This is a genomic window from Chryseobacterium sp. JJR-5R, assembly GCF_034047335.1.
GTDB lineage: Bacteria > Bacteroidota > Bacteroidia > Flavobacteriales > Weeksellaceae > Chryseobacterium.
Window position 1 is genome coordinate 111101 of sequence record NZ_CP139137.1, and the last position, 23613, is coordinate 134713.

Sequence of the window (23613 nt, forward strand, 5' to 3'; positions counted from 1 at the left end):
AAATGTTCTTATTTTCCGTTTACCGGATTTGTTCTTTCATATTTGGATTTGGCATCCTGATCGAAGCTGATCTGATAACCTGATTTAAAAAGCCTGCTGGGCTGATAATAATCCGTGGTAATAACCTGTGCGCCACTTTTTTTGGCTTTTTCAAACCTTGAATAATCTTCTTTCCTCGCTTCCATCGTATCTGCATCTGCTCTCGTCCGGACAATGTAGCCTTGTTTTACCCGGTCTGCAATCTCAGGGCCGGGATCATTCATCAGTAAGACGGCCGCCTCATCAGTTCCCGGTGTTGAATTGGTAAAAACCATTCTTCCTCTTAAAGACGGGTGGCCCTTCATATACAGGTCTCTGTTTTCGCTGTTGTTATCCAGTACAAAGAGGAATTTCCCACCGGCATCTTTCACTTTTGGCCAGTTTTTATGGAGAACCGCTTCATTCAGGGTCTTGTAAGGTCCGCGGACCTCGTCCGGCGTAATGATTTTATCTTTCCCTAAGTATTTTATCAGTTCATGATCCAGTTCATCAAAAAGTTTCGCGGTGTAATGTTCCGGCTCCGTCCCGAACCGGTTGGCTTTTCCGTCTTTGGGTTCCAGTGTAATAAAGACAGGTGTGTGGCCGGGGTGGGCATCAGACCATTTTTTCAGATCTTTCAGGCAGTCTTCCAGGGTATAATACCAGGTCTGGTAATCAATATCCGTAATATGGATCATTTTATAGCCCGGCTTTTCCATTTTCCCGTCCGGATCAAAGGGTTCAGTGGTTTTCACCAGGTCCAGTATTTTGGGATGGGCATATTTTCCGCCTTTGCTGTCCGCGTATACATCAATTTCAAGGTTTCTTAGTCCCAGGTCCAGCTGTTGGGGAACCGGGATATGCTCGTACTGGATCCTCGGCAGGAAATTCATGGAATCCTTTAAGGATAAATAATGGTATACCTCCGGCAGGATGGCCTTTTTGTAAGAGTTATGCGAACCGATAACCTGGATTTCATTGATCTTTAATCCCTCCTGAAAATGGGACTGTGATAAGTAAAGATTCAGCGGGGAGAGATACAAAACTGCAAGGACTGCCTTTTTCATTGCGATGATTTTTGTAAAGGCGAAATTAGCAACTACCGGCCGCATAACATATATGCAGTATGTTAAGTCTCTTTTACGATTCTGTGAATGCATGAAAATGCCCTGCCGTAAGCCTTTGATAATGAACAGGGTTTGCTTCTGTGATTTCCAGTGTATTAATATTTTTTGATTTTAAGATAATATTAGGTTAAAATGATTCCCGTACAGATGCCTTTACTTTGTGGCCGGAATAAAAACTAACGTGCTTAAACGAAAAACCACTGTTGCGGGAACAACAGCGGCTTTTTAAAAGCAATGTAACCGTATGCAATTACTTAGCTTAATGATATGTACCACAAATTTAATTTTTTTAAGTTTAAAAAACTAATTCCTGTCGCATTATTGTTCCTTGCAGGCCATCAGGCTCACGCCGGGGGACTTGCGGCGGCTTATGCTGTTTCTTTTCAGGCAGGTGAAACCATTACCGGAACAATAACGGACCAGGACGGTTCCTCCATAGCTGGGGCAAAAGTCACGGTGATGGAAACGGGTGCAACGGCAGTTACCGATGCCTCGGGAAACTTCAGCCTTTCTGCTGCCATCGGGCAGACGTTATCCGTTTCTTATGACGGGTATGAAATACAGCAGGTCAAAATTTCGGGGACTTCCGTTTCCGTTCAGTTAAAATCAAAAAAAGAGGCAACTTCCATTGAAGAAGTAACGCTGGTGGGGTATGGCTCCCAGAAAAAATCAGACCTTACCGGGGCAGTCAGCCAGCTGAAAGCAGAAAATTTCAAAGAAGGGATGAATATTTCCGTGGATAATCTGATGCAGGGTAAAATTGCCGGTGTCCGTATCGTTCAGTCAAGCGGAGAACCTGGAGCAGGCGTTAATGTTTCCATCAGGGGAATCGGTTCAATCCGTAGCGGAAGCACGCCTTTGTTCGTGGTGGACGGCGTGCCTCTAAGCAACGATGCCGTAAGCGCGTCAGGCCCGAACGTAGGCCTCGGTAATGCACAGGCAAAAAACCCGTTAAACTTTCTGAATACCTCGGACATCGAATCCATCACAGTATTGAAAGATGCTTCTGCGGCCGCTATTTACGGAGCGAGAGGGTCCAACGGAGTGGTGCTGGTAACTACCAAAAGAGGAAAGAAAGGGGAGCCGATGTTTACTTATGATACCTATTTCGGCTTTTCTTCCGTGATCAAAAAGCTGGATCTGCTAACGGCAGACGAATACAGGGCGGCCGGGATCAACAAGCTGTATGACCACGGCGGAAACACGGACTGGCAGGATGAGCTCTACAGGACTGCCGCCTCACAGAACCATTCGGTTTCATTCTCAAAAGCGACGGAGACCGGAAATTATTTTGCCTCGCTCTCCCACATGGATCAGGACGGGATTGTGCTGAACAGCAATTTTAAAAGAACCACAGCCCGCCTGAATGCAGAAGAATCTTTCTTTGATAATAAAAGGCTGAAAGTTAAAGTCAACCTTACGGCAAGTGACATCAAGGAAACCGGAGTTCCGAACGGAGCCAATGCAGGATCAGATGGGCAGCTGATCATCCATGCTTTAATGGCAAATCCTACCCGTTCCGTATACGATGAAAACGGGAACTTCACCAATTTCAATATGAATGCCCATTATAATCCGCTCTATCTGCTGAGTGTTTACAATGATAAAACCAATACGTTCAGGGTGTTAGGGAATACGGAAGCCACCTTGAGAATTCTTCCGGGATTAAATTACAAATTCAATTTGGGGATTGATAAAACGATGTCTGAAAGAAATACGACAATGTATCCCAACCTTACCGACAGAACGCCGAAAGGAGCTTACGTACAGGCTAACCTGGATTCTTATAATGTGCTTCTTGAACATTACTTAACATATGATTTTAACCTGAATAAGCATAATTTCAGCTTGCTGGGAGGATTCTCTTATCAGAAATTCAAATCTACGGGAACGTTTTTCGGCGTACGGGATATTGCAGCCCAGGGAGCGGGAATTGCGCCGGACATCAATCCGGGATATTCGGGGACGCCATTTATCCCGGGAGCAGGCTATGCCCAGGAAAACGAGCTTCAGTCCTATTTCGGAAGGGTGAATTACAATTTTGACAAGAAATATTTATTAACCGCCTCTTTAAGGGCAGACGGTTCCACACGTTTCGGGGACAATAACAAATACGGGTATTTCCCGTCCGTTGCCGTAGGCTGGACGGTTTCAAACGAAAATTTCCTGCAGGACTCCCGAATCATCAGTGAATTGAAATTGAGAGGAAGCTGGGGACAGACCGGCAACCAGGAAGTCCCGAACAAAATTACCAAAGCAAGTTATGCATTGTCGCAGACCACCGGCTATTATTTATATGATAACCTGAATCTGGCCAATGGAATTATGATTTACAGAACAGACTATCCTGATTTGAAATGGGAAACCGTAGAGCAGTCCAATATCGGGGCAGACTTCAGTTTATGGGGAAATAAGGTATACGGTTCCCTGGAATATTATAATAAGACGACAAAAAATGCAATTCTGTATATTCCGGCACCTCCGCTGAGCCCGACCGTTATGATGTACAGAAATGCCGAAGGAAAAATTGTCAATAAAGGTTTTGAATTTTCTTTAGGTTCGGAAATTGTAAAAAGTGAAAATTTTACCTGGAATCTTGATATCAACGGGGCTACGATCAACAACGAGGTGAAAGGCCTTCCTGTTTCAGCCATTTATTCAGGTGAAGTTTCAGGGCCCGGGTTTTCAGGGGTTACCGCGAACATTTATGCCAACGGGCATGAAGCGGGATCTTTTTACATGTATAATTATCTGGGCGTTGATGCCAACGGGAAATATATTTACGAAGATGTGGATGGTGACGGAACCATCGGCCAGAAGGATAGAAAGATTTTTGAAGGAGCCATTCCGAATTTTACTTTCGGGATCAATTCTTACATGAGATACAGGAAGTTTGATTTTGCATTCTCTTTCATCGGGCAGACGGGCGGTTACCTGGTGAACAATACCGCGCTGGATTTAAATATCAATAACCTGGCTTCAGACCGGAATGTCCTTAAAAACCTTTATGACTCCGGAGCAGCTTTCACCAATCAGCCGCAGCTTTCTTCTTTATACCTTGAAAAATCAGATTTTATCCGTCTGAACAATGTAAGATTGGGGTATACTTTCGATATGAACCAGTTGAAATTCTTAAGAAGCATCAACCTGTATGTAAGTGCACAGAATGTATTCACCATTACCAATTATACCGGCTATGATCCGTTGGTGGATACCAGCAAGCCGTCCGGAGGGAACCAGTCTTTAGGAATTGATTATACCACCTATCCGTCTGCAAAAACCTTTATTTTAGGCGCTACCGTTAAATTTTAATTTAAGTTAAGAGAAATAATGAAATTTACATTTTTAAATATTAATAAAATTGTTTTGTCCTTTGCTGTATTATCTTTTATAGGATGTACCAATCTGGATGAAAAGTTACTTGATGAGGTTCCGTCCAATTCAAATGCAGACCCAGAGGCTTCCCTGGCTGCTGCTTACAGCCAGCTTGGCGAAGGGACTTTCGTAGACCATGGAAGCGTGTTTGCCTTGCAGGAATATTCTACGGACGAAGCACTGTTGCCGACAAGGGGAAGCGACTGGGGAGACGGCGGAAAATGGCGGGCTATGCATGAGTTCACCTGGGATGCAAACAATGATGTGGTAAAAAATACCTGGAACCAGCTGAATTTCGGGATTACCAGATCCCTGTTTGCCATAGGAAGCATCAATAAAAGCAGCATCAGCAACAAAGCATTGTTTCTGGCAGAAGCAAAAGGGCTGCTGGCCTATTATACCTATACCACCATTGATTTGTTCGGCCAGGCTCCTTACCGCGATCCGGATAATATCAATGCACCGATTGAGATCAGAAAAGCAGAAACTACCATTGATGCGTTAATCACCGAGGTGGAAGGGCTTATTCCGAACCTGGCAGACCTTAAAACCCAGAATACGCATGCCGGAAGATTTACAAAACAGGCCGCATACGCACTTTTGGCAGATATGTACCTGAACCGGGCGGTTATAAAGAATAAAACGGCAGCCACGTTCAATTTTACAGAACAGGCGGTTAACGGCGGCGGAACGGATATGGATAAAGTCATCCAGTATTCCACTTTACTGATCAACAATCCGCTTTTCAGCCTGGAATCCAATTATTTCCACAACTTTGATATCGACAATAATACGAGCAAGGAAATGATCTTTACGGTGGTGCAGAAGAAAATTGCGAGCTCGGATAAGGGTTCGGACAATGATCTGGCCTACATGTCAATGGAAAGAATCCAGAAGCCGTCGCCGGACAACAGGGGAACCAATGCCAACTGTGTCACTCCGGAATTCTATTATTCATGGAACGGCAATTTCGAGGACCCGCGTTTCCACAGGCATTACCAGTATGCCGACGGGACCTGGTTCAGGAATAACGGGACCGATGTAAGCGTGCCGTCAACAAGCAAAGTGGAAGGAACGGGAAAACCATGGTTCCATTTCAACAGGGGATTGCAGGCAGGCCAGCAGTATGGCCCGAAGATCATTAACGGAAACTTTGATATGACTGCAGACGGAAGAATTAAAGTATATAAATTATTTACAGAAAAAAATACAACCTTAGCAGCAGATTTTACTCCGGAACTGAATTTTGACAACCCTTCAGAAGCCGTCTTTACCCAGGCTCAGATCAACAGGGGTGTAAGAAACTTCAAGTTCGAGTTTGATCCCGGCTACGGAAACAACGGGACGAGTGGAATGGATGTGCCGTTGTACAGGTTGGGGACCGTTTATATGATGAGGGCAGAAGCATATTTCAGAAGCCAGAATATTACGGCAGCATTGAATGATGTTAATAGACTGAGAACAGGCAGGACCCGTGAAGCTTTATTCAACAATGCTCCCGGTGTTGCCATCTCATCTCTGGATGCGAATATCCTCTTTAAAGAGTCGGGCTACGAGCTTTATTGGGAAATGTACAGAAGAAAGGCCATGATCAGGTTCGGGAAATTTGATCTGGCAGGAACCGCAAAGCCGGCGTCACAGCCTTACCGCAGAATTTTCCCGATTCCTCAGGCTACCCTTGATGCTTCAAAAGAATTTTCCCAAAACCCGGGATATTAGATTTCTTCATTCAGGGATTATTATTTTTATGCAAACAAAAAGCGGGGAGACTTAATCATCTCTCCGCTTTTGTTTTAAAATGCCCTTTGGTTATGACTATCCGTTAAGTCTGTCATTCCGGGATGGCGGATCAGATACAGATAATACATATGGTATGAATAGGAACGGGCTTCAATCTTTTAATAATAAACTATCAGTTAAGTTAGCCAAGACTTAAAAATTATGCTTCATTCAGCATTCCCAGTTCCCCGAAATGTTTTTTGAATTTCTGGATTTTAGGGCCTACAACGGCGCTGCAGTAAGGCTGTGTAGGATTCTCATGGTAATATCCCTGGTGGTACTGTTCTGCCGGCCAGAATTTTTCAAACCGGGTTAATTCCGTCACGTAAGTACCTGTCCATCTTCCTGATTCCTGTGATGCTTTGACAGCTTCTTCGGCTTTTGCCTTCTCAGCATCATCTTTATAGTAAATAACGGAGCGGTATTGGGTCCCTACATCATTTCCCTGGCGGTTTAGCTGGGTAGGATCGTGAAGGAAAAAGAAGACGTCCATTAACTGTCCGTAAGAAATAACTGCCGGATCATAGGTGAGTTGTACCACTTCCGCATGCCCGGTTTCCCCGGTGCAGATTTCTTCATAGGTCGGGTTGTCTGTATGGCCTCCCGAATACCCTGATACAGCAGATTTTACGCCTTTCAGCATATTGAAACAGCTTTCCACACACCAGAAACAGCCGCCGCCGAAAGTGATCTGTTCTAAATTATTGTTATCCATCTTAAAATTGATTATTGTATTTATGCATTTTCCCTGTAAGAATTATGGGGAAAAGCCTGTCAAAAATAGCAAAAACCTTTCCATTTACCATTAAAATCGGCCCTTAAACATATATTGAGCTGATAGATAGGACAAATAAATCATAAGGAAATATAATATGAATAACCATGTAAATCAGTATAATCTGTGGAGGAATTAAATGCAAAGTTTAGTTTTTTTCATGCTTATCTTAGGAAGCAAAGAAGAATCAACAGGTTACATTGATGAAGCTGTAATGCAGGCTTCGCGCAGTAAATTTATTTGTCTCTGCTTCCTAAAATCAATATTTTACTTTATAAATCTTTACATTAATAAAATTTAGGACATAACAAAAAAGCACCCCGAAGAGGATGCTCCGTATGATTAAAAAATAATTTCAATTAATTTTCCCAGACCAGTGCACTTGCGCCTAAAATAGCAGCATCGGCTTCATCCAGCTCACTGAATACCAGTTTTACTTTGTTTCTGAAGATCGGAAGAAGGTTCCTTTCCATATGAAGCTTGGTCGGTTTTAGAATAAAATCCCCGGCTTTAATCACCCCTCCGAACAGAAGAATGGCCTGTGGAGAAGAGAACATGACAAAATTCGCCAGTGCTTCCCCTAATTTCTGCCCGGTATACCTGAAGACTTCAATGGAAATAGGATCGCCTTTCAGGGCACATTCGTGAACGGTTTTGGAATTGATGGATTCTTCCGGGAACTGGCTCAACATGGATTCCGGAAATTCCGCCCGCATTTTTTTTGCCGTAATGGCAATTCCTGTTGCCGAGGCATAGGCTTCAAGGGAGCCTTCAGAGCCTGTGCTCCAGTGTTTCCTTCCGCCCGGCTTTACAATCGTATGTCCCAGTTCTCCCGCAAATCCGTCATGTCCGTAGATCAGTTTTCCGCTGGCCACGATTCCGCTTCCCACGCCTGTCCCTAATGTGATCATGATAAAATCTTTCATGCCTCTTGCTGCCCCGAAAAGCATCTCGCCGTAAGCGGCTGCGTTCGCGTCATTGGTTACCGTAGCCCGGAGATTGAACTTTTCGGTCATCAGTTTCCCGAACGGGATTACGCCTTTCCATGGCAGGTTCGGCGCCTGTTCGATGGTTCCTGTATAGTAATTGCCATTGGGAGCCCCGATACCGATTCCTTCAAACGTTCTTTCTTTGCTGTGCCTTTCTATTAAAGGGTAAATATTTTCATACAGCGCATCGATATACTGTTCTACAGTTTCATAAGCATCTGTACGAAGATTTCCTTTTTCAAGAACTTCACCCCGGTGGTTGACCACTCCAAATTTGGTATTCGTGCCGCCTATGTCAATTCCTAGGGCAACGTTTTTTGATAAATCGATTAATGACATTTTCTATTTCTAAAATTCTAAAAGGTTAAAATTATAAAAAAGATTGTATTAATGGATTATTAACTAAATAATTATTGAATTTTTTTTTCAGGCGGTTTTCACCGTTTTCTTTTTCCTTCTGCCCCACCAGATCATAAATCCGGTTACTGGTAATGAGGCACATATAAGACTTACAACAAAAGCGATGATCTTCGTGGGAAGCCCTAAAATTGATCCTACGTGGATGTCGTAATTGGCTCCCACCGCTTTTTCACCGAAATTTTTGTCTTTCATATCGTGGGTATGGAGCAGGTCGCCGGAATTTTCATCAAAAATAAGGCTGCTGCTTTTGTGGTAAGAATAGGATAAGTGCTTTACATATACTTCAAAATTCGGGTGTTCGTGATCATCCATGTGCGGGTGCCCCAGATCAATGGAAAACCCGTAAGAATCAGGATATTTAGCTTTGACCGTATTGCTGATCTTATCCAGGGTCCCTTCCGTTCTCATCTCGATCGGTGCCTTGGTTTTAATTGATGAAAAATCGGGATACTGGGTTTTCCCGCCGGAGAAAATGAAATAGATGGCTGCCTGCACAAAGAAAAACGCATAGAACAATCCCGTAATGGAAAAAATCAGCGCAAATATGGAAGCGTAAAACCCCAAGACATTGTGAAGGTCATAGTTTTTCCTTTTCCAGCTTTTCACATTCTGCCACTTGAAGGAGAAACGCTGTTTTCTGGCCGCTTTATTTTTCGGCCACCAAAGGATAATGCCGGAGATCAGCATGATCATGAAAATAATCACCGGGATCCCCACAAGGTAGGTCCCCCAGGACTGCTTCAGCAGATAGCTCCAGTGGATCATTTTTACGATCTGGAAAAATCCGTTTTTCTCATCGTAGGTTTCCAGGACTTTACCGGTATACGGGTTTACATAAGCCGCTTTATATATCGGGAATTCATCAAAATAATTCCAGGCTTCCGGGTTATGTTCATACCAGTAGAAGAGGTAAGACATTTTTTTATCAATCGGGATATTTACCCAATGGACCGGATATTTCTCTTTTACCTGTTCCACCACTGCTTTCTCCAGCGTACGGATCGGAAGGACCTGCTTGCTGTCAATATTCTGCTCGTTATGGTAGATGACATCCTGTCTCGTAAAGTTTTCAATTTCGTCCTTGAAAACAAATAAAGCTCCGGTAATGGAAATAATGAAGATCAGAAACCCCACACCCAGTCCGAGCCACAAATGCAGTTTGCCGGTCCATTTTTTAAATGCGCTGGGTTTCTTTTTATGGTGATGCTTTTTTCTCATGCTGATAAAACTTCTGCAAAGATAAACTTTAAATTTATTTAGATTAATTAAAATCTATATTCAGCCATAAAGGTTCCCCTCATCCCTAGGGAATTCACGAAATCACTGTCCCGGGCTGCCCACCAGGCAATGGCCGGCTGGTACAGGCGGTTGAAAAGGTTTTCAATACCTATGGAAAGCTTCCAGTGCTTATCAACTTCATAGCCTGCCCTGAAATTGAAGACCGTATAATCCGGGATTCTGCCTTCGCCGTATACATACAGCCCTGTTTTTGCGTTCGGCTCAAACCGGTCCTGTTCAAAGGCATGAAGCATATCCAATCCCATGGATAAATGCCGTAAAGGTTTTACCTGGATGTACGCCAGTACTTTAGGTGCGGAAATTCTGCTGTTGTTGATTTTTGTTGAATAATCGCCGTCGTCTTTCGGGGAAGTAATGCCTTCCATCCAGCTGTAGCTGCCCCCGAAGCTGATCTTTTCAGCAGGGGTAAAATGGAGAAACCCTTCAACACCGTATACCACTTCCGGAGCCCGCTGGATCATCAAAGCCCGGTCCGGGCTCTGGATGAACGAAGCGCCCAGTTTTGAAGTACTCACATAGGAAGTTAATTCATAGTTGATCCATCTGTTGATCTGGCCTGTTGCCCCGAATTCATAATTATTGACGATGATCGGTTTTGTTTCAAGGTTATTGATGGTATCGGAAGTGGAGGTTCTCAGGATCCTGCCCAGCTCATTGATGGAGTAGGCCTGTGAAAAACTCCCGAAAAGGCTGATAACAGGATTGATGTTGTACCGGAACCCGATATTTCCCACCAGCGCATTGTACTCAAGATTGCCTCCTGCCACAAAAATACTTTTGGTGAAGGTGCCGTCATTTTTAATGCTTGAAAGGGTATTGAAATCACCTGTTTTTACTTTTATATTTTCATAGCGGAGGCCTCCTTTAAGAATTAATTTTTTAAACAGGTCAATTTTTACGAGCATAAAGGGCGCTATGTTCGTCATGTCCATATCCGGTGTCCAGTAGCGGCCGTCTTCCAGTTTCTGTACGGTCTGATCATTTAAGATATCTGCTCCGTAAATGACCTCAGCCTGGGAATTCTGTGCATTCCAGAGCTGGGTATCAAAGTTTATCCTTGCTCCCTTCTTTTTTGAGATGACGTTGGACTGCCCTCCGTTTAAGAAAGTATCGCTATAGCCGTATACCGTCCTGAAATCCTGAAGGTACAGGTTGATATTCAGCGATGTGCCTTTCCAAAGGTTTTTATGGTCGTAGCTCAGTTTGAAATTGTGGTTTCTCGGGGTACCCTGCGGCGTGGTTTCAAGGCCTTTTCCTTCGCCTTCGCCAATGGTGGGAACAAGGCCGTATTTCCCTGTTCTCAATCCTAAATTTAAATCCGATCGCGATGCATAACCAATGTAAGAAGCTTCAACTCTTTGATTGTCATTGATGTTGTAGCCTAGCTTCAGCATTCCGTTATAGTTGTCCATTTTGGCAGGGCTTGAGGTAGGACTGAGGCTGGCGCCGTCGGCATCTTTCATGTATCCTGTTCTTTCGTAAGCCATTGACACTACATAATCGAAATTTTTATTAATCCTTCCGGATAGCAGCTGGCTTGCCCTGAAGCCTAATGTGCCACCGTAAAGCTGCCCGGTAATCCCGATCTGCGACTGGCCCGAGATGTTACGGCTGTTGTCTGATCTTCTGGTGATGTAATTGATGATTCCCCCGTCGGCACCGTTGCCGTAAATGGAAGATGCCCCTTTAATGACTTCAATCCTCTCAATCACGGAAGGATCAATGGATCTGATGTCCCTCGAGCCGTTTCTCAGAGGAGTAGACTGCGGAATCCCGTCAATCAGTACCAGAACCTGGCGGCCTCTCAGTGTCTGTCCGCTGTTGGTGGTCATTCCCGAACTGGTAGCCAGACTGGGAACGGTATACTGTAAAATATTTGTAATATCTGAATTAACCGTTAATTGCGACTGAATCTGTTTTCTGCCTACGATGGTAACGGAACCCGGGATTTCCTTTATGCTTTCTTTTTTCCGGGATGCTGTTAACACCACCTCATCTACATTTTTGGTCTGCAAACTGTCTGTACCTTGTGCGAATACCACAACGGTTCCCAGGCAAGCCACTGATAAAAGAGCCTTTTTCATTATATTTTTTTTCCTTGTTTTTTTCTTTTTCCCCACCAGATCAAAAATCCGGTTACCGGTAATGAAGTACAGAGTAATCCTGCCGTAAACCAGATGATCTTTCCCATCAGCCCGAAATAAGAACCGGTATGGACGTCATAATTGGCATGGGCATACTGTTCTGCGGCAGTCAGTTGCTGATGAGGTTTGTTGACCAGCAGTTTCCCTGAATATTGATCGAAAGCCAATTGGTTTCTTACGGCAAATTTCCCATCTTCGCCATAAACGGTGACAGGAATATTTTTTAACTCTTTTCCTTTTTTGTTTTTTCCGTTCAGCGGTATCCTGAAGCTTGAAGAGGCGGGATACAGGGCCCGGGTCTGCCGGGCGGCGAGATCATAAACCGAACTGTTTTTTGCCAGCAGTGAATCCGGGGATTCAAGTTCTTTTTCCTTCGGAAGCTCAGTAGAACCGGATAAGGTAAAATTAAATGTGTTTTTCACCCACGGATAAGCGAAGTAAACTCCTGAAAGGCTCAACAGCAGGGCGATAAATGAAACATAAAACCCCAAGATATTGTAGAGGTCATAATTTTTGCGTTTCCACGTTTTTACATTCTTCCAGTCGAAACGGAACCGTGTTTTCCTGGCTTTTTTATTTTTCGGCCACCAAAGGATAATGCCGGTGATCAGCATGATGATAAACAGTACCGTCGGGATTCCCACCACATATTTTCCCCAGTCTGCTTTTAGCAACAGGCTCCAGTGAATGGACTTCAGGATAGGGAAAAGGTCATACTTTTCATTGTAAACTCCCTGGATCTGTCCGTTGTAGGGATTTACATACACCAGCTTATTGATTTTTACCTCATCAAAATAATTCCAGGCCTGTTTGTCTTTTTCATAATAGAGAAACCTGTAAGATTTGCTTCTGTCCAAAGGAATTTCCACTGAACTGACCGGAAATTTCTCATTGACTTCCAAAGCGACTTTTTCTTTAAGCACTTCTATGGAAAGCGGTGTCTGCGTAATCGTTTCAGCTTTTACATAAACGGCATTTTTTCTCAGAATACTCTGAACCTCATCTTTGAAAACATACATCGTTCCGGTCAGAGAGACAATAAAAACAATGATCCCAACGGATAAGCCAAACCACAGATGCAGTTTGGCAGACCATTTTTTTATAAAAGAAGGTTTCTTTTTATGATGCTTCCTCTTTTTCATTTAAAATAAACTATTCCTGAAGTTTTTCAGGAATAGCAGTTGTAATTATTGATTTTTAAAACTTGTAAGTAACAGTTCCTAAAGCATTGATAAGCTTTTGCGGGTTTGCCGTTGTGTACCCTATCCAGTAATGCTGATTGGTAAAGTTGTCTACCTTCACACCGATCCTGAATTTTTTTGCATCGTAAAAAGCATTGGCATTTAATACGAAGTAAGTGGGAAGTGTGAATTTATCAATATTGCTGGTTACCGGATTTAACTGGTTAAAGATTTTATTTTCACTTGCATAATTTCCCCCGATACCAACTCCGAAACCTTTGAATTTTCCATCCAGAAACTGGTAACTTGCATTAAAATTGGCTAACCAGGGTGATCCTCCTGTGCTTGGTCTTAATCCTGAAGCTACATCTTTTATGTCATTGTAAGCAATACCTCCGATAAGCGAGAAACCTTTAATCAAATAGGCATTTACTTCCAATTCAACCCCTTTGCTGTGCGTTTCACCGGCCTGGGTCTGAACGGAAGTCCCCGTAGGAGTAAACTGCCCTGTCCCAATCAAAAGGTTCTTTACTTTGATATCATAGTAACTTACCGATGCATTAATTTTCCCGTTGATAAGGTTAGCTTTGAAACCTCCTTCAAACTGATTGGCTCTTTCAGGATCAGCCAGTGCTATGCTTCCTGCGAAATCCTGCGTATAATATCCGTTACTTTTGAAACTGTTCTGATAGTTTCCGAAAACGGAGAATTTATCCGGAATGATCTGATACACCAAACCTGCTTTGGGAGACCATGCAGATTGATTATACCCTTCAACAACAGACATGAAATATTTACCTTCTTTTGCATTATTGCTTTCGTAACGAAGCCCAAAAACGATATTAAGGCCTGTAACAGGTGTGAAGACGTTGGAAATATATCCGCTGTATGTATTGATGTCTGCATCACTGTCAAAATTCCCGATATTTGAAGGATTGCCGTAAAGGTTGCCTAATACAGTGCCGTTGAAATCTGAATAATCTGCTCCGTTTGCAGGAACAGGATTGTTAAAACTGCCTGCACCACTTACCGTTAAATAAATATAACGCGACCTGTCTTTTGTCTTCAGATAATCAAAACCTACTACCGTCCTGTTTCTCATACCGTTTCCGAAAGTATAATCGAAATTAAAATTCTGCTGAGCCTGGAAATATTTTTTCCGGCTGTCTCTTGTCCCCTGGTCGAACCTTGAAACAGTCAATGAATTATCGGTGGCTAAACCAACCGAAAAGTAAGGCCCGAAACCATCCGAGTAACTTGAAGAACTATTGATGTTTGTAGAAGACTTAATGTTGTCATTGATCTTATAATTGATCTGGCCGAAGATGTTATTTACCCTTGCTGTGGTGTAAAGATCATCCCCGATGTAAGATTCTTTATAATTCAATCCCTTCTTTTCCAGATCCTTCATATTATCAACTCCTAAAGCCGGTGAAAGATAGAAGAAAAAAGGATCCCCGACAGCTCTTGTATTGAACATTTCATATTCCACATTAAACTGCAATCTGTCATTTACATTATATGTTAATGACGGAGTAAAAGCAAAGTATGAGTTTTTTGCATCCGTCTTCTGGAATGTTCCTTCGTTGGTGTAAGCCGTATTGATTCTGAAAAGTAATTTTTTATCTTTCGTAAGCGGTGCATTTACATCAGCCTGAGCCCTGTAGGTATTATAGCTCCCGCCCATTAAACTTACCTGGCCTTCGAAGCTGTCAAAAGGTTTTTTTGTAATTCTGTTGATCAGACCTCCATAAGATGCCACGTTACTTCCGTATAAAGTTCCTGAAGGGCCTTTTAGAACCTCCAGCCTTTCAATGTTGATCGCATCTATTGTCGTGGTAACAGGAGATACCAATCCGTTTCTCAAAGAGTTATTGGAAGGAAATCCTCTTAATACGACAAAAGATCCTCCGTCGCCGGCTCTGCTCGTTGCTGTCCACATTTTCTGTAATCCAGTAACGTTTCTGTACGCATCGTCAATCGTGAAAATTGCCTGATTTTCTAAAATAGTTCTATTGATAGACGAAAAAACCTGTGGGTCTTCGATCGCCTTTAGAGGCATTTTGTTTGAATAGTCACTGTCTTTCTTGATATACGTATTAATAATAACTTCTTCGATATTAGCTTTAACAGAATCTTTTTCCTGTGCGAAAGTCAACATAGAACCTAACATAGAGGCACAGATCAGTACATTTTTCATGAAACGCAAATTTTTTGCAAATATATTGTTTTTAATTATTCTAAATAAATTAGTTAATTGATATTTATCATACAATTAATATCCGGTGAATAACAAAAAACCGCTCCAGGTTGTGCTGGAGCGGTTTATATGATTAAAATTTTGTTTCTTATGCCGGAATTTCACCTTTATACAGGAACGAAATAATTTCTTTATTCAGTTTGTCTATCATTTCGCTGAACAGGTGGAAAGATTCCTGCTTGTAAATGACAAGCGGGTCTTTCTGCTCGTACACAGCACCTTGGGAAGATTTTCTCAGGTCGTCCATTTCACGAAGGTGAAGCTTCCAGTTTTCATCGATGATCGATAAGGTGATGTTCTTTTCAAAATCGTTGATCAGGCTTTCACACTGGGATTCGTATGCTTCTTTAAGATCAGTAACAATTGTCATTGTTTTGTGCCCGTCTGTAAACGGAACCTGGATCATTTTAAACATGGATCCCTGGTTCTGGTATACATTTTCAATAATCGGGAATGATTTTTCTTTCAGTAAGTTCAGCTTCATCTGATAATCTTCCTGAGCTGCCTTGAACAGGATATTGGTAAGGTCCTGAACGGTCTTGTTACCGAAATCATTTTCAGAAACAGGGGAAGCCATGGTGAAGTGTTTGATGACTTCAAATTCAAAATCCTTATAGTTTCCTGTTGCTTTTCCTTTGGTTACGATAGAATTCGCAACATCGAAAATCATATTCGTAATATCATATTTCAGGTGGTCTCCGAACAGGGCATTCTTTCTTCTCTTGTAGATAACGTCACGCTGTTTGTTCATTACGTCATCATATTCCAGAAGCCTTTTTCTGGTTCCGAAGTTATTTTCCTCCACTTTCTTCTGAGCTCTTTCAATCGATTTGCTGATCATGGAATGCTGAATGACTTCACCTTCCTTGTGGCCCATTCTGTCCATCATTTTTGCAATTCTTTCAGAACCGAAAAGACGCATCAGGTTGTCTTCCAGGGAAACATAGAACTGTGAGCTTCCCGGATCTCCCTGACGTCCCGCTCTACCTCTCAGCTGTCTGTCAACACGCCTAGAATCATGCCTTTCTGTACCGATGATGGCTAAACCTCCGGCTTCTTTTACTTCTTTGGTCAGCTTGATATCCGTACCACGGCCCGCCATGTTGGTAGCAATGGTTACCACGCCCGGCTGTCCGGCTCCTGCCACAATTTCCGCTTCCTTTTTGTGGAGTTTCGCGTTCAGTACCTGGTGTGGGATTTTTCTTAACTGTAATGCTTTTGATAATAACTGAGAGATTTCAACAGATGTTGTACCTACCAGTACAGGTCTCCTTGCAGCTGTTAATTTTTCAATTTCTTCAATTACCGCGTTATATTTTTCTCTGTTGGTTTTAAAAACCAAATCCTGCTTGTCGTCTCTTAAAATTACACGGTTGGTCGGGATTACCACAACATCCAGTTTGTAGATCTCCCAAAGTTCGCCGGCCTCCGTTTCGGCAGTACCGGTCATCCCCGCAAGTTTGTTGTACATACGGAAATAGTTCTGGAGCGTTACCGTTGCAAACGTCTGCGTTGCCGCTTCGATTTTCACGTTTTCTTTCGCTTCGATTGCCTGGTGGAGACCGTCTGAATATCGTCTGCCTTCCATAATACGGCCGGTCTGTTCATCAACGATTTTCACTTCGCCGTCAATAACCACATATTCATCATCTTTTTCAAATAATGTATAAGCCTTCAGCAGCTGGCTCATGGTGTGAACCCTCTCGGATTTTTCGGCAAAGTCGGCAAAAAGCTGTTCTTTAGCTTCAAATTCTTCTTCCTTAGATAAATTTTTAGCTTCAACTTCTGCTATTTCTGTCCCGATATCCGGAAGAACGAAGAAATTGTTGTCTTCATTTCCCTGGGACATATATTCAACCCCTTTATCTGTAAGGTCTACCTGGTTGTTTTTTTCTTCAATGACGAAATAGAGGTCTTTGTCTACAATCGGCATATCACGGTTGTTGTCCTGCATATACTGTGCTTCGGTTTTCTGAAGCAATGCACGGTTTCCGCTCTCTGACAAAAATTTAATCAGCTGTCTGTTTTTAGGAAGGCCTCTGTATGCCTGAAGCAGTTTGAACCCTCCTTCTTTATTCTTTCCTGCAGCAATCAATTTTTTAGCTTCGTTGAAAATGGCAGAAACGGTTTTTCTCTGTACCTCAACAATCCTGTCGATGGAAGGCTTAAGAACATCGAATTCCTGCCGGTCTCCCTGAGGAACCGGCCCGGAAATAATCAACGGGGTCCTGGCGTCATCCACCAATACGGAATCGACCTCATCCACGATGGCAAAGTTCAGTTCTCTCTGTACTAGTTCGGAAGGTGAGGTCACCATATTATCCCTCAGGTAATCGAACCCGAATTCATTGTTGGTTCCATAGGTAATATCTGAATTGTACGCGCTTCTTCTTCCGTCTGAATTCGGCTGGTGGTTATCGATACAGTCAATGGACATACCGTGGAACTGGTACAAGGGTCCCATCCATGCGGAGTCCCTTTTTGCCAGATAGTCGTTTACCGTTACTACGTGGACGCCTCTTCCCGGAAGTGCATTCAGGAAAATGGGTAAGGTACCCACTAAGGTTTTACCTTCACCGGTTGCCATTTCAGCAATTTTACCGCTGTGAAGGATCACTCCTCCGATAAACTGTACATCATAATGCACCATATCCCATACTACCGGCGTTCCGGCAGCATTCCATGAGTTTTTCCAGATGGCAGTATCTCCCTGGATTTCAATGAAGTCTTTTCCGGCAGCGGCCAGTTTTCTGTCCCAGTCGCTTGCCTTAATGCGGATTTCTCCGTTTTGTGCCCATCTTCTTGCCGTTTCCTTTACCAAAGCGAAAACTTCAGGAAGGATCTGAAGAAGGACTTTTTCTTCAACTTCATATGATTCTTTTTTAAGAGATTCAATTTTAGAGAAAAGCGCTTCTTTTTCGTCAACGTTTTCTGAATTTTTTATCTGCTCCTGGATCTGTTCTATCTGAGCTGTGATTTTACCGGTTGCAGATTTGATATTTTCTTTAAACTCAGCAGTCTTCTCTCTCAAACCGTCATCAGACAATTGCTGGATATCAGGTTCAACAGCTTTGATTTTTGTTACAACTTTTTTTACTTCTTTTAGGTCCTGCGCTTTCTTGTCTCCCAAAAACCCTTTTAGAACTTTGTTTAAAAAACTCATAAATTTTTTGCTTTATGCTTAAAATGGTATCCTTTAAGCGTTTTTAATAACACTTATCGTGTAAATTTGATATGTGAAAAGGGCAAAAAAGCTCTAAGCGAGGCTTAAAGCTTATTGCTTCCCATTAATATTCGTCTTCGTTCCAAAGATAATCTTCGTCCGTAGGATAATCACTCCAGATCTCATCGATCGCATCATAGATTTCCCCTTCATCTTCAATTGCCTGAAGATTTTCTACTACTTCCATCGGTGCACCAGTTCGGATTGCATAGTCGATAAGCTCTGCCTTAGTCATTGGCCATGGTGCGTCACTTAAATATGAAGCTAATTCTAATGTCCAGTACATAATTTTCTAATTTTTGCAAAAGTATAAAAATAGCTTATATTATACGCTTTTTTATACCTGATTTTCAATTCTTTTTATTAATTTTTACTCATTGTCTTTCGGAGCTGCTGTTACAGCCCTGAAGGCCACCTGATTGTTGTCATTTTCTCAAAAACCATTCCACAAATTTTTTTATGCCATTTTGGAAGTTTGTGTCAGGTTTGTAGCCGATTAGTGTCCTGGCTTTGGTAATATCGGCATTGGTTTTCTGTACATCTCCGGGCTGCATTGGCAGATTTTTTCTGATGGCAGATTTTCCCAGCGCATTTTCTATGGACGATACCATGGTGTTCAGTGTGACAACCTGATTTTCCCCGAGATTCAGGATTTCATAGACCTGTAGATTCCTTTCCAGATATATGATGGATTTTGTAATCCCGTCAATAATATCATCAATATAGGTGTAATCCCTTGCCGTCGTCCCGTCGCCGTAAAATGGGATTTCCTGGTTTTCCGAAATTAATTCAGTGAATTTATGAATGGCCAGATCCGGCCTCTGCCTCGGTCCGTACACGGTGAAAAAACGCAGCTGGATCATATCCATATCATATAAATGGTGATAGACGTGGCCTAAAATTTCACCGCATCTCTTTGTTGCAGCGTACGGGGAAATAGGATGGTCTACCGCATCGGTTTCAGAAAAAGGGATCTTCCGGTTGTTTCCGTAAACACTCGAAGAGGAAGCACATACAAATTTTTTAATCTGAAAATCTTTGCCCAGCTCCCACAGGTTCTGGGTTCCGCGGATATTGACTTCCTCATAATCCAGCGGCCTTTCTATAGAAGGCCTTACACCTGCAAGTGCTGCCAGGTGGATAATTAAATCAATTTTATGGGTTTTAAATATCTCTTCAAGCCCCTTTTTATCACGGATATCCTGGTAATACAGGCAGAATGAGTCAGATTCTGTAAGCGAAACCAGTTCCCGGATATCTTTTTCCTTTTCAGAAAATTCAAAATCCGAAAAGCGCTGAACAGAATCTAATGTATTTTTAATTTTTATGCGATAATCATAGAAATCATCAAAATTATCAATACTGATGACAGAATGTCCTTTTTTCAGCAATTGTTCAACTAAGTGGGAACCAATAAAACCGCTTCCGCCGGTGACAAGATATTTCATCCGTATGTTTTTCTTCCCACAAAAATATAAATTTACTTCGTGAAAAATATAATCTGTAAATTTACTTAAAAAAGTAATATAAAATTAATATGCAGTTTCAGGGACAAATTTTAAAAATGACATGCTTCAATGATGAGCCGATCCAGTATTATCTTAACCTTTCAGGGGATCTGATCCATATGAATGAGCTGTTCGGGAAAGACCTCACAATAAAGCATACCGGATTCCAGTGTGTAAACTGCCAGCAGGACAGGCCGGTCTACAGGATGGGGTTCTGCAAAAACTGTTTTTTCGAAAGTCCTTATGCAAGCGGTACGATCATCCGTCCCGAACTCTCCACGGCACATCTCGGAATTGCAGAACGTGACCTGGAAGTGGAAAAACACATTCAATTGCAGCCGCATACCGTTTATCTGGCCTATACGGGGGAAGTGAAAGTAGGCGTTACCAGAAATACGCAGATCCCTACACGGTGGATTGATCAGGGCGCGACTTTTGCTCTGCCTATCGCGAGAACGGAAAACCGGTATGAAGCAGGCATGATAGAAGTGGCTCTTAAACAGTATGTTCCTGATAAAACAAGCTGGAAGAAAATGCTTAAGGATGATCTGGAAGACGATGTAGACCTGGCGGATTTTCAACAGAAAATAAGGGAATATTTTCCTGAAGATTTCCGGAAATTCTACAGTGAAGGCGAAAATCTCTGGAAATTTGACTATCCTTTTGAGAAACCTGAAAAAGTAACATCATTTACCCTGGATAAGAGGCCTGAATTTACAGGAAAACTGATCGGAATCAAAGGACAGTATCTTAGCTTCGACGGCGGGGAATTTATCAATGTAAGAGGACATGAAGGTTATGTAATTGAATTGACAATATAAACTGACGTATTAATATCAAATCACAAGGATGAAAAAATGGGTTAAAAAGATATGCATTGGTCTTGGCATTATGCTTATCCTGGTCTTACTGGCTAATCTCGGACTGAATATCTGGCTTAAAACCCAGCTTCCAAAATATATCAAAAACAATACGGATTATAAAGTTTCCTATAAGCTGATGGAAGTTGACCTCCTGTCCGGGAATATTCTTTCGACAGGGATTACCGTAAACAGCAAAAACCCTCAGAATACCGATGCCATAGGGTTGCAGGGAACCATTGATACCCTGAAAATCAGCCGATTCGGAATCTATGATGCCATTTTCAATAAGCAGATCAACTCATCTGACCTGTTACTTGCCAAGCCTGATTTAAATATCATCCTCGCCAAACCGGCAGATACAAAAACGGGTAAAAAAAGAAACCCGGTTATGTTTGAAAATATCAGGATCCATAAAGGCAACATCAGTATTTTCAGGCATACGAAGCAAAAATTCATATCCGTAGAGGCTCTTGATCTGTATGTGGAAAACCTGCAGCTGACCGAAGAATCCGTAGAAAACCAGCTGCCTGTGGTTTTTGATAATTATAATATCAGAGGCAGGAATTTTTTTATACGTCCCGATAATGTCTATGCTTTACGGATTAATTCTATACAAACCACAAACGGGCAGGTATCAATCAATAATTTCCAGCTTGTCCCGGTACTTACGTTTGATCAGTTTAAAAAATACTATCCTAAAAAAACAGAACTTTTTCAGTTTGCTGCTAAAAAGATGGAGTTTAAAGATCTGGTATTGAAAAAAAACAAGGTAACACTTTCCCATGCTAACTTTTATGATCCGGATTTTGTAATCTATACAACCAATGCAGCTTCTGTAAAAATTAAAAAACCTTCTGATTTTGAGCTTAATCTTGAAGATATACGTCTTAAAAATGCGGTTGTCCGCATCATGAAGCCTGACGGCAAGAAGCTTCTGTACGCCAAGAATATCAATGCAGATGTCAATCAGCTGAAATTTGATAAGGAAACCCGCGAAGAGCTTATTCCGGTTGGTTATAAAGATTTCCGGTTGTCAGGGAGCGATATTTTATACTCCAATCATCAGGATTTTAATATCAAAAGCCTCAGTTTAAATCCAAAAAAAGGAGAACTGAAACAGATTACCGTTGTACCTAATGGTACTGCTGAAGGAAAAACGTCTATGGACTTGTCTGCTGAACTTGTTGCCTTTACAATTAATACATTGGAATTTGCAGACAAAAAGCTCAAGCTTGATATCAACGAAGTTCTTGCAGACAGGGTAAAAGGAACGGTTAAAGCCGGGGATGCTAAAAACAGTAAAAAAAGCGGTTCAAGCGGAATACAATTTCCGATTATTGTAAGAAAGGTGACGGTAAAAAATTCGGATATTACTTACGATAAAGATAACCGGCCTTTGAGTTTCAGCGGACTTAACGCTATGGTTAACGATATCCGCCTTGTTCCGAAAAAAGATAATTCCGGGATAGCGGTGAGTGTTAAGAATTACGTTCTCACTACCAATAATTTCCTTTACAAAACGCAGTTTTACCGGATGGCTGCCGGTTTTCTTAAGCTTAATGAAAAAAATGTCCAGATCAATAATTTTGAAATGGCACCGGTAGTTTCTAGGGCTCAGTTTATCAGGGCGATTCCTGTTGAAAGTGACCTTTATGATATCAAAGCCCGGCAGATCAGTGCAGACGGGACCTGGGACCTGTTCTCAGATCAGAAATCCATTAATGCTTCCCAAGTGATCATTCAGTCTGCCGATGCCAATATTTTCAGGAGTAAAATCCCTAAGGATGACCCTAAAGAGAAACCTTTGTATTCAAGGCTGCTCCGGTCGCTGAAGATTCCGCTGTCTGTCAATACACTTACCCTGAAAGATTCAAAACTGGTGTATGAAGAAGATACTCCCGAAAGCGCGGGCCCGGGAAAACTTACGTTCAGCAATTTTAATATGAATGTCAGAAACCTCAATTCAGCAAAAATGAAAGGGAAGCCGACAAAAGTTGATATCAGGATCAGCTGCTCATTCATGGATCTTGCGCCGCTCACTGTAAACTGGAATTTTGATGTTGCAGATCAGCGGGACTTATTTACTATTTCAGGCAAAATTACCGGCCTTCCTGCACGGGGCATCAACCCTTTCATCCGTCCTTACCTTCACGTAAGTGCTACAGGGAACATCCAGGAAATGCTTTTCAATTTCAGGGGAAGCCCAAAAGGGCTGAACGGTGATTTTAATCTCAGGCACAAGGATCTGAAGGTTGCCATTCTGGATAAAGACAACCGTGAGAAAAAAGGATTGCTGTCTGCTGTTGCCAATCTGCTGGTAAAATCAGATTCCGGCAAGCTCCCTGAAGATGTGAAGGTGGAAGATGTGGAAAGGGATGCTACAAAATCATTTTTTAACTTATTCTGGAAAGGAATAGAGCAGGGATTGAAGAAAACCCTTATCGGAATCAACATCGGCGGCGGGACAAAAACACCGGATAATGGCAATGCTGCAAAAAAAGATATCAAACCATCTGCCGCTCCGGATAAGAAGGCATCAGATAAAACGGAAATAAAAGCGGAAGGAGAGAAAAATAAAAAACCTTTTCTGAAAGGCATCTTCAGGAAAAAAGAGAAAGAAAACCCCGGAACCAAATAGCTCCGGGGTTTAAG

The 23613-nt window shown here is 42.2% G+C and carries 14 protein-coding genes; 4 read left to right on the forward strand and 10 right to left on the reverse strand.

What is annotated here, in order from left to right; translation table 11 throughout:
- Positions 1 to 8: 8 nt before the first annotated feature.
- Complete coding sequence (locus SD427_RS00560) at positions 9 to 1085, reverse strand: phosphatidylinositol-specific phospholipase C1-like protein (RefSeq protein ID WP_320559394.1); 1077 nt, start codon at positions 1083 to 1085, stop codon at positions 9 to 11.
- A gap of 327 nt (positions 1086 to 1412) precedes the next feature.
- On the opposite strand from SD427_RS00560, the gene SD427_RS00565 reads away from it, so the two are divergent.
- The gene (locus tag SD427_RS00565; protein ID WP_320559395.1) at positions 1413 to 4457 is read left to right on the forward strand and encodes a TonB-dependent receptor; all 3045 of its coding nucleotides are present in this window, start codon (positions 1413 to 1415) and stop codon (positions 4455 to 4457) included.
- A gap of 18 nt (positions 4458 to 4475) precedes the next feature.
- Complete coding sequence (locus SD427_RS00570; RefSeq protein WP_320559396.1) at positions 4476 to 6239, forward strand: RagB/SusD family nutrient uptake outer membrane protein; 1764 nt, start codon at positions 4476 to 4478, stop codon at positions 6237 to 6239.
- Positions 6240 to 6459: 220 nt separating this feature from the next.
- Here SD427_RS00570 and msrA read toward each other — a convergent pair whose 3' ends face one another.
- The 9 genes from msrA to SD427_RS00615 form a co-directional block, all read right to left on the reverse strand.
- Entirely contained in the window at positions 6460 to 7014 is a 555-nt protein-coding gene (gene msrA / locus SD427_RS00575; protein WP_320559397.1) for a peptide-methionine (S)-S-oxide reductase MsrA, read from the reverse strand.
- 419 nt (positions 7015 to 7433) lie between these two features.
- Positions 7434 to 8402, reverse strand: coding sequence for an ROK family protein (locus tag SD427_RS00580; RefSeq protein WP_320559398.1), 969 nt, complete (start codon positions 8400 to 8402; stop codon positions 7434 to 7436).
- A gap of 87 nt (positions 8403 to 8489) precedes the next feature.
- Positions 8490 to 9701 (reverse strand): PepSY-associated TM helix domain-containing protein, encoded by a 1212-nt coding sequence (locus SD427_RS00585; RefSeq protein WP_320559399.1) that lies wholly within the window; start codon positions 9699 to 9701, stop codon positions 8490 to 8492.
- 47 nt (positions 9702 to 9748) lie between these two features.
- On the reverse strand, positions 9749 to 11866 hold the full coding sequence (locus SD427_RS00590) for a TonB-dependent receptor (RefSeq protein WP_320559400.1): 2118 nt from the start codon (positions 11864 to 11866) through the stop codon (positions 9749 to 9751).
- Positions 11866 to 13068, reverse strand: coding sequence for a PepSY-associated TM helix domain-containing protein (locus tag SD427_RS00595; protein WP_320559401.1), 1203 nt, complete (start codon positions 13066 to 13068; stop codon positions 11866 to 11868). The genes SD427_RS00590 and SD427_RS00595 overlap by 1 nt, the downstream gene beginning before the upstream one ends.
- Positions 13069 to 13123: 55 nt before the next feature.
- Complete coding sequence (locus SD427_RS00600; RefSeq protein ID WP_320559402.1) at positions 13124 to 15307, reverse strand: TonB-dependent receptor; 2184 nt, start codon at positions 15305 to 15307, stop codon at positions 13124 to 13126.
- A gap of 148 nt (positions 15308 to 15455) precedes the next feature.
- Positions 15456 to 18530: a preprotein translocase subunit SecA gene (gene secA / locus SD427_RS00605; protein WP_320559403.1), complete on the reverse strand. Its 3075-nt coding sequence runs from the start codon at positions 18528 to 18530 to the stop codon at positions 15456 to 15458.
- A gap of 124 nt (positions 18531 to 18654) precedes the next feature.
- Positions 18655 to 18876 (reverse strand): DUF2795 domain-containing protein, encoded by a 222-nt coding sequence (locus SD427_RS00610; RefSeq protein ID WP_027382805.1) that lies wholly within the window; start codon positions 18874 to 18876, stop codon positions 18655 to 18657.
- Between the two features lie 139 nt (positions 18877 to 19015).
- Positions 19016 to 20038 carry a GDP-mannose 4,6-dehydratase gene (locus SD427_RS00615; RefSeq protein WP_320559404.1) on the reverse strand — a complete coding sequence of 341 codons (1023 nt, stop codon included), beginning with the start codon at positions 20036 to 20038 and terminating at the stop codon, positions 19016 to 19018.
- A gap of 89 nt (positions 20039 to 20127) precedes the next feature.
- Between SD427_RS00615 and SD427_RS00620 the strand changes: the two genes are divergently transcribed.
- Together SD427_RS00620 and SD427_RS00625 are read left to right on the forward strand one after the other, a co-directional pair.
- Complete coding sequence (locus SD427_RS00620; protein ID WP_320559405.1) at positions 20128 to 20919, forward strand: DUF2797 domain-containing protein; 792 nt, start codon at positions 20128 to 20130, stop codon at positions 20917 to 20919.
- A 28-nt stretch (positions 20920 to 20947) separates the two neighbouring features.
- Positions 20948 to 23599, forward strand: a complete 2652-nt coding sequence (locus SD427_RS00625; RefSeq protein ID WP_320559406.1) for a hypothetical protein — start codon at positions 20948 to 20950, stop codon at positions 23597 to 23599.
- Positions 23600 to 23613: the final 14 nt, after the last annotated feature.

Bases quoted from the DNA above. Each gene is read 5' to 3' on its own strand.
- SD427_RS00560 (WP_320559394.1), bottom strand. From the start codon at position 1,085: ATGAAAAAGGCAGTCCTTGCAGTTTTGTATCTCTCCCCGCTGAATCTT.
- SD427_RS00565 (WP_320559395.1), top strand. From the start codon at position 1,413: ATGTACCACAAATTTAATTTTTTTAAGTTTAAAAAACTAATTCCTGTC.
- SD427_RS00570 (WP_320559396.1), top strand. From the start codon at position 4,476: ATGAAATTTACATTTTTAAATATTAATAAAATTGTTTTGTCCTTTGCT.
- msrA (WP_320559397.1), bottom strand. From the start codon at position 7,014: ATGGATAACAATAATTTAGAACAGATCACTTTCGGCGGCGGCTGTTTC.
- SD427_RS00580 (WP_320559398.1), bottom strand. From the start codon at position 8,402: ATGTCATTAATCGATTTATCAAAAAACGTTGCCCTAGGAATTGACATA.
- SD427_RS00585 (WP_320559399.1), bottom strand. From the start codon at position 9,701: ATGAGAAAAAAGCATCACCATAAAAAGAAACCCAGCGCATTTAAAAAA.
- SD427_RS00590 (WP_320559400.1), bottom strand. From the start codon at position 11,866: ATGAAAAAGGCTCTTTTATCAGTGGCTTGCCTGGGAACCGTTGTGGTA.
- SD427_RS00595 (WP_320559401.1), bottom strand. From the start codon at position 13,068: ATGAAAAAGAGGAAGCATCATAAAAAGAAACCTTCTTTTATAAAAAAA.
- SD427_RS00600 (WP_320559402.1), bottom strand. From the start codon at position 15,307: ATGAAAAATGTACTGATCTGTGCCTCTATGTTAGGTTCTATGTTGACT.
- secA (WP_320559403.1), bottom strand. From the start codon at position 18,530: ATGAGTTTTTTAAACAAAGTTCTAAAAGGGTTTTTGGGAGACAAGAAA.
- SD427_RS00610 (WP_027382805.1), bottom strand. From the start codon at position 18,876: ATGTACTGGACATTAGAATTAGCTTCATATTTAAGTGACGCACCATGG.
- SD427_RS00615 (WP_320559404.1), bottom strand. From the start codon at position 20,038: ATGAAATATCTTGTCACCGGCGGAAGCGGTTTTATTGGTTCCCACTTA.
- SD427_RS00620 (WP_320559405.1), top strand. From the start codon at position 20,128: ATGCAGTTTCAGGGACAAATTTTAAAAATGACATGCTTCAATGATGAG.
- SD427_RS00625 (WP_320559406.1), top strand. From the start codon at position 20,948: ATGAAAAAATGGGTTAAAAAGATATGCATTGGTCTTGGCATTATGCTT.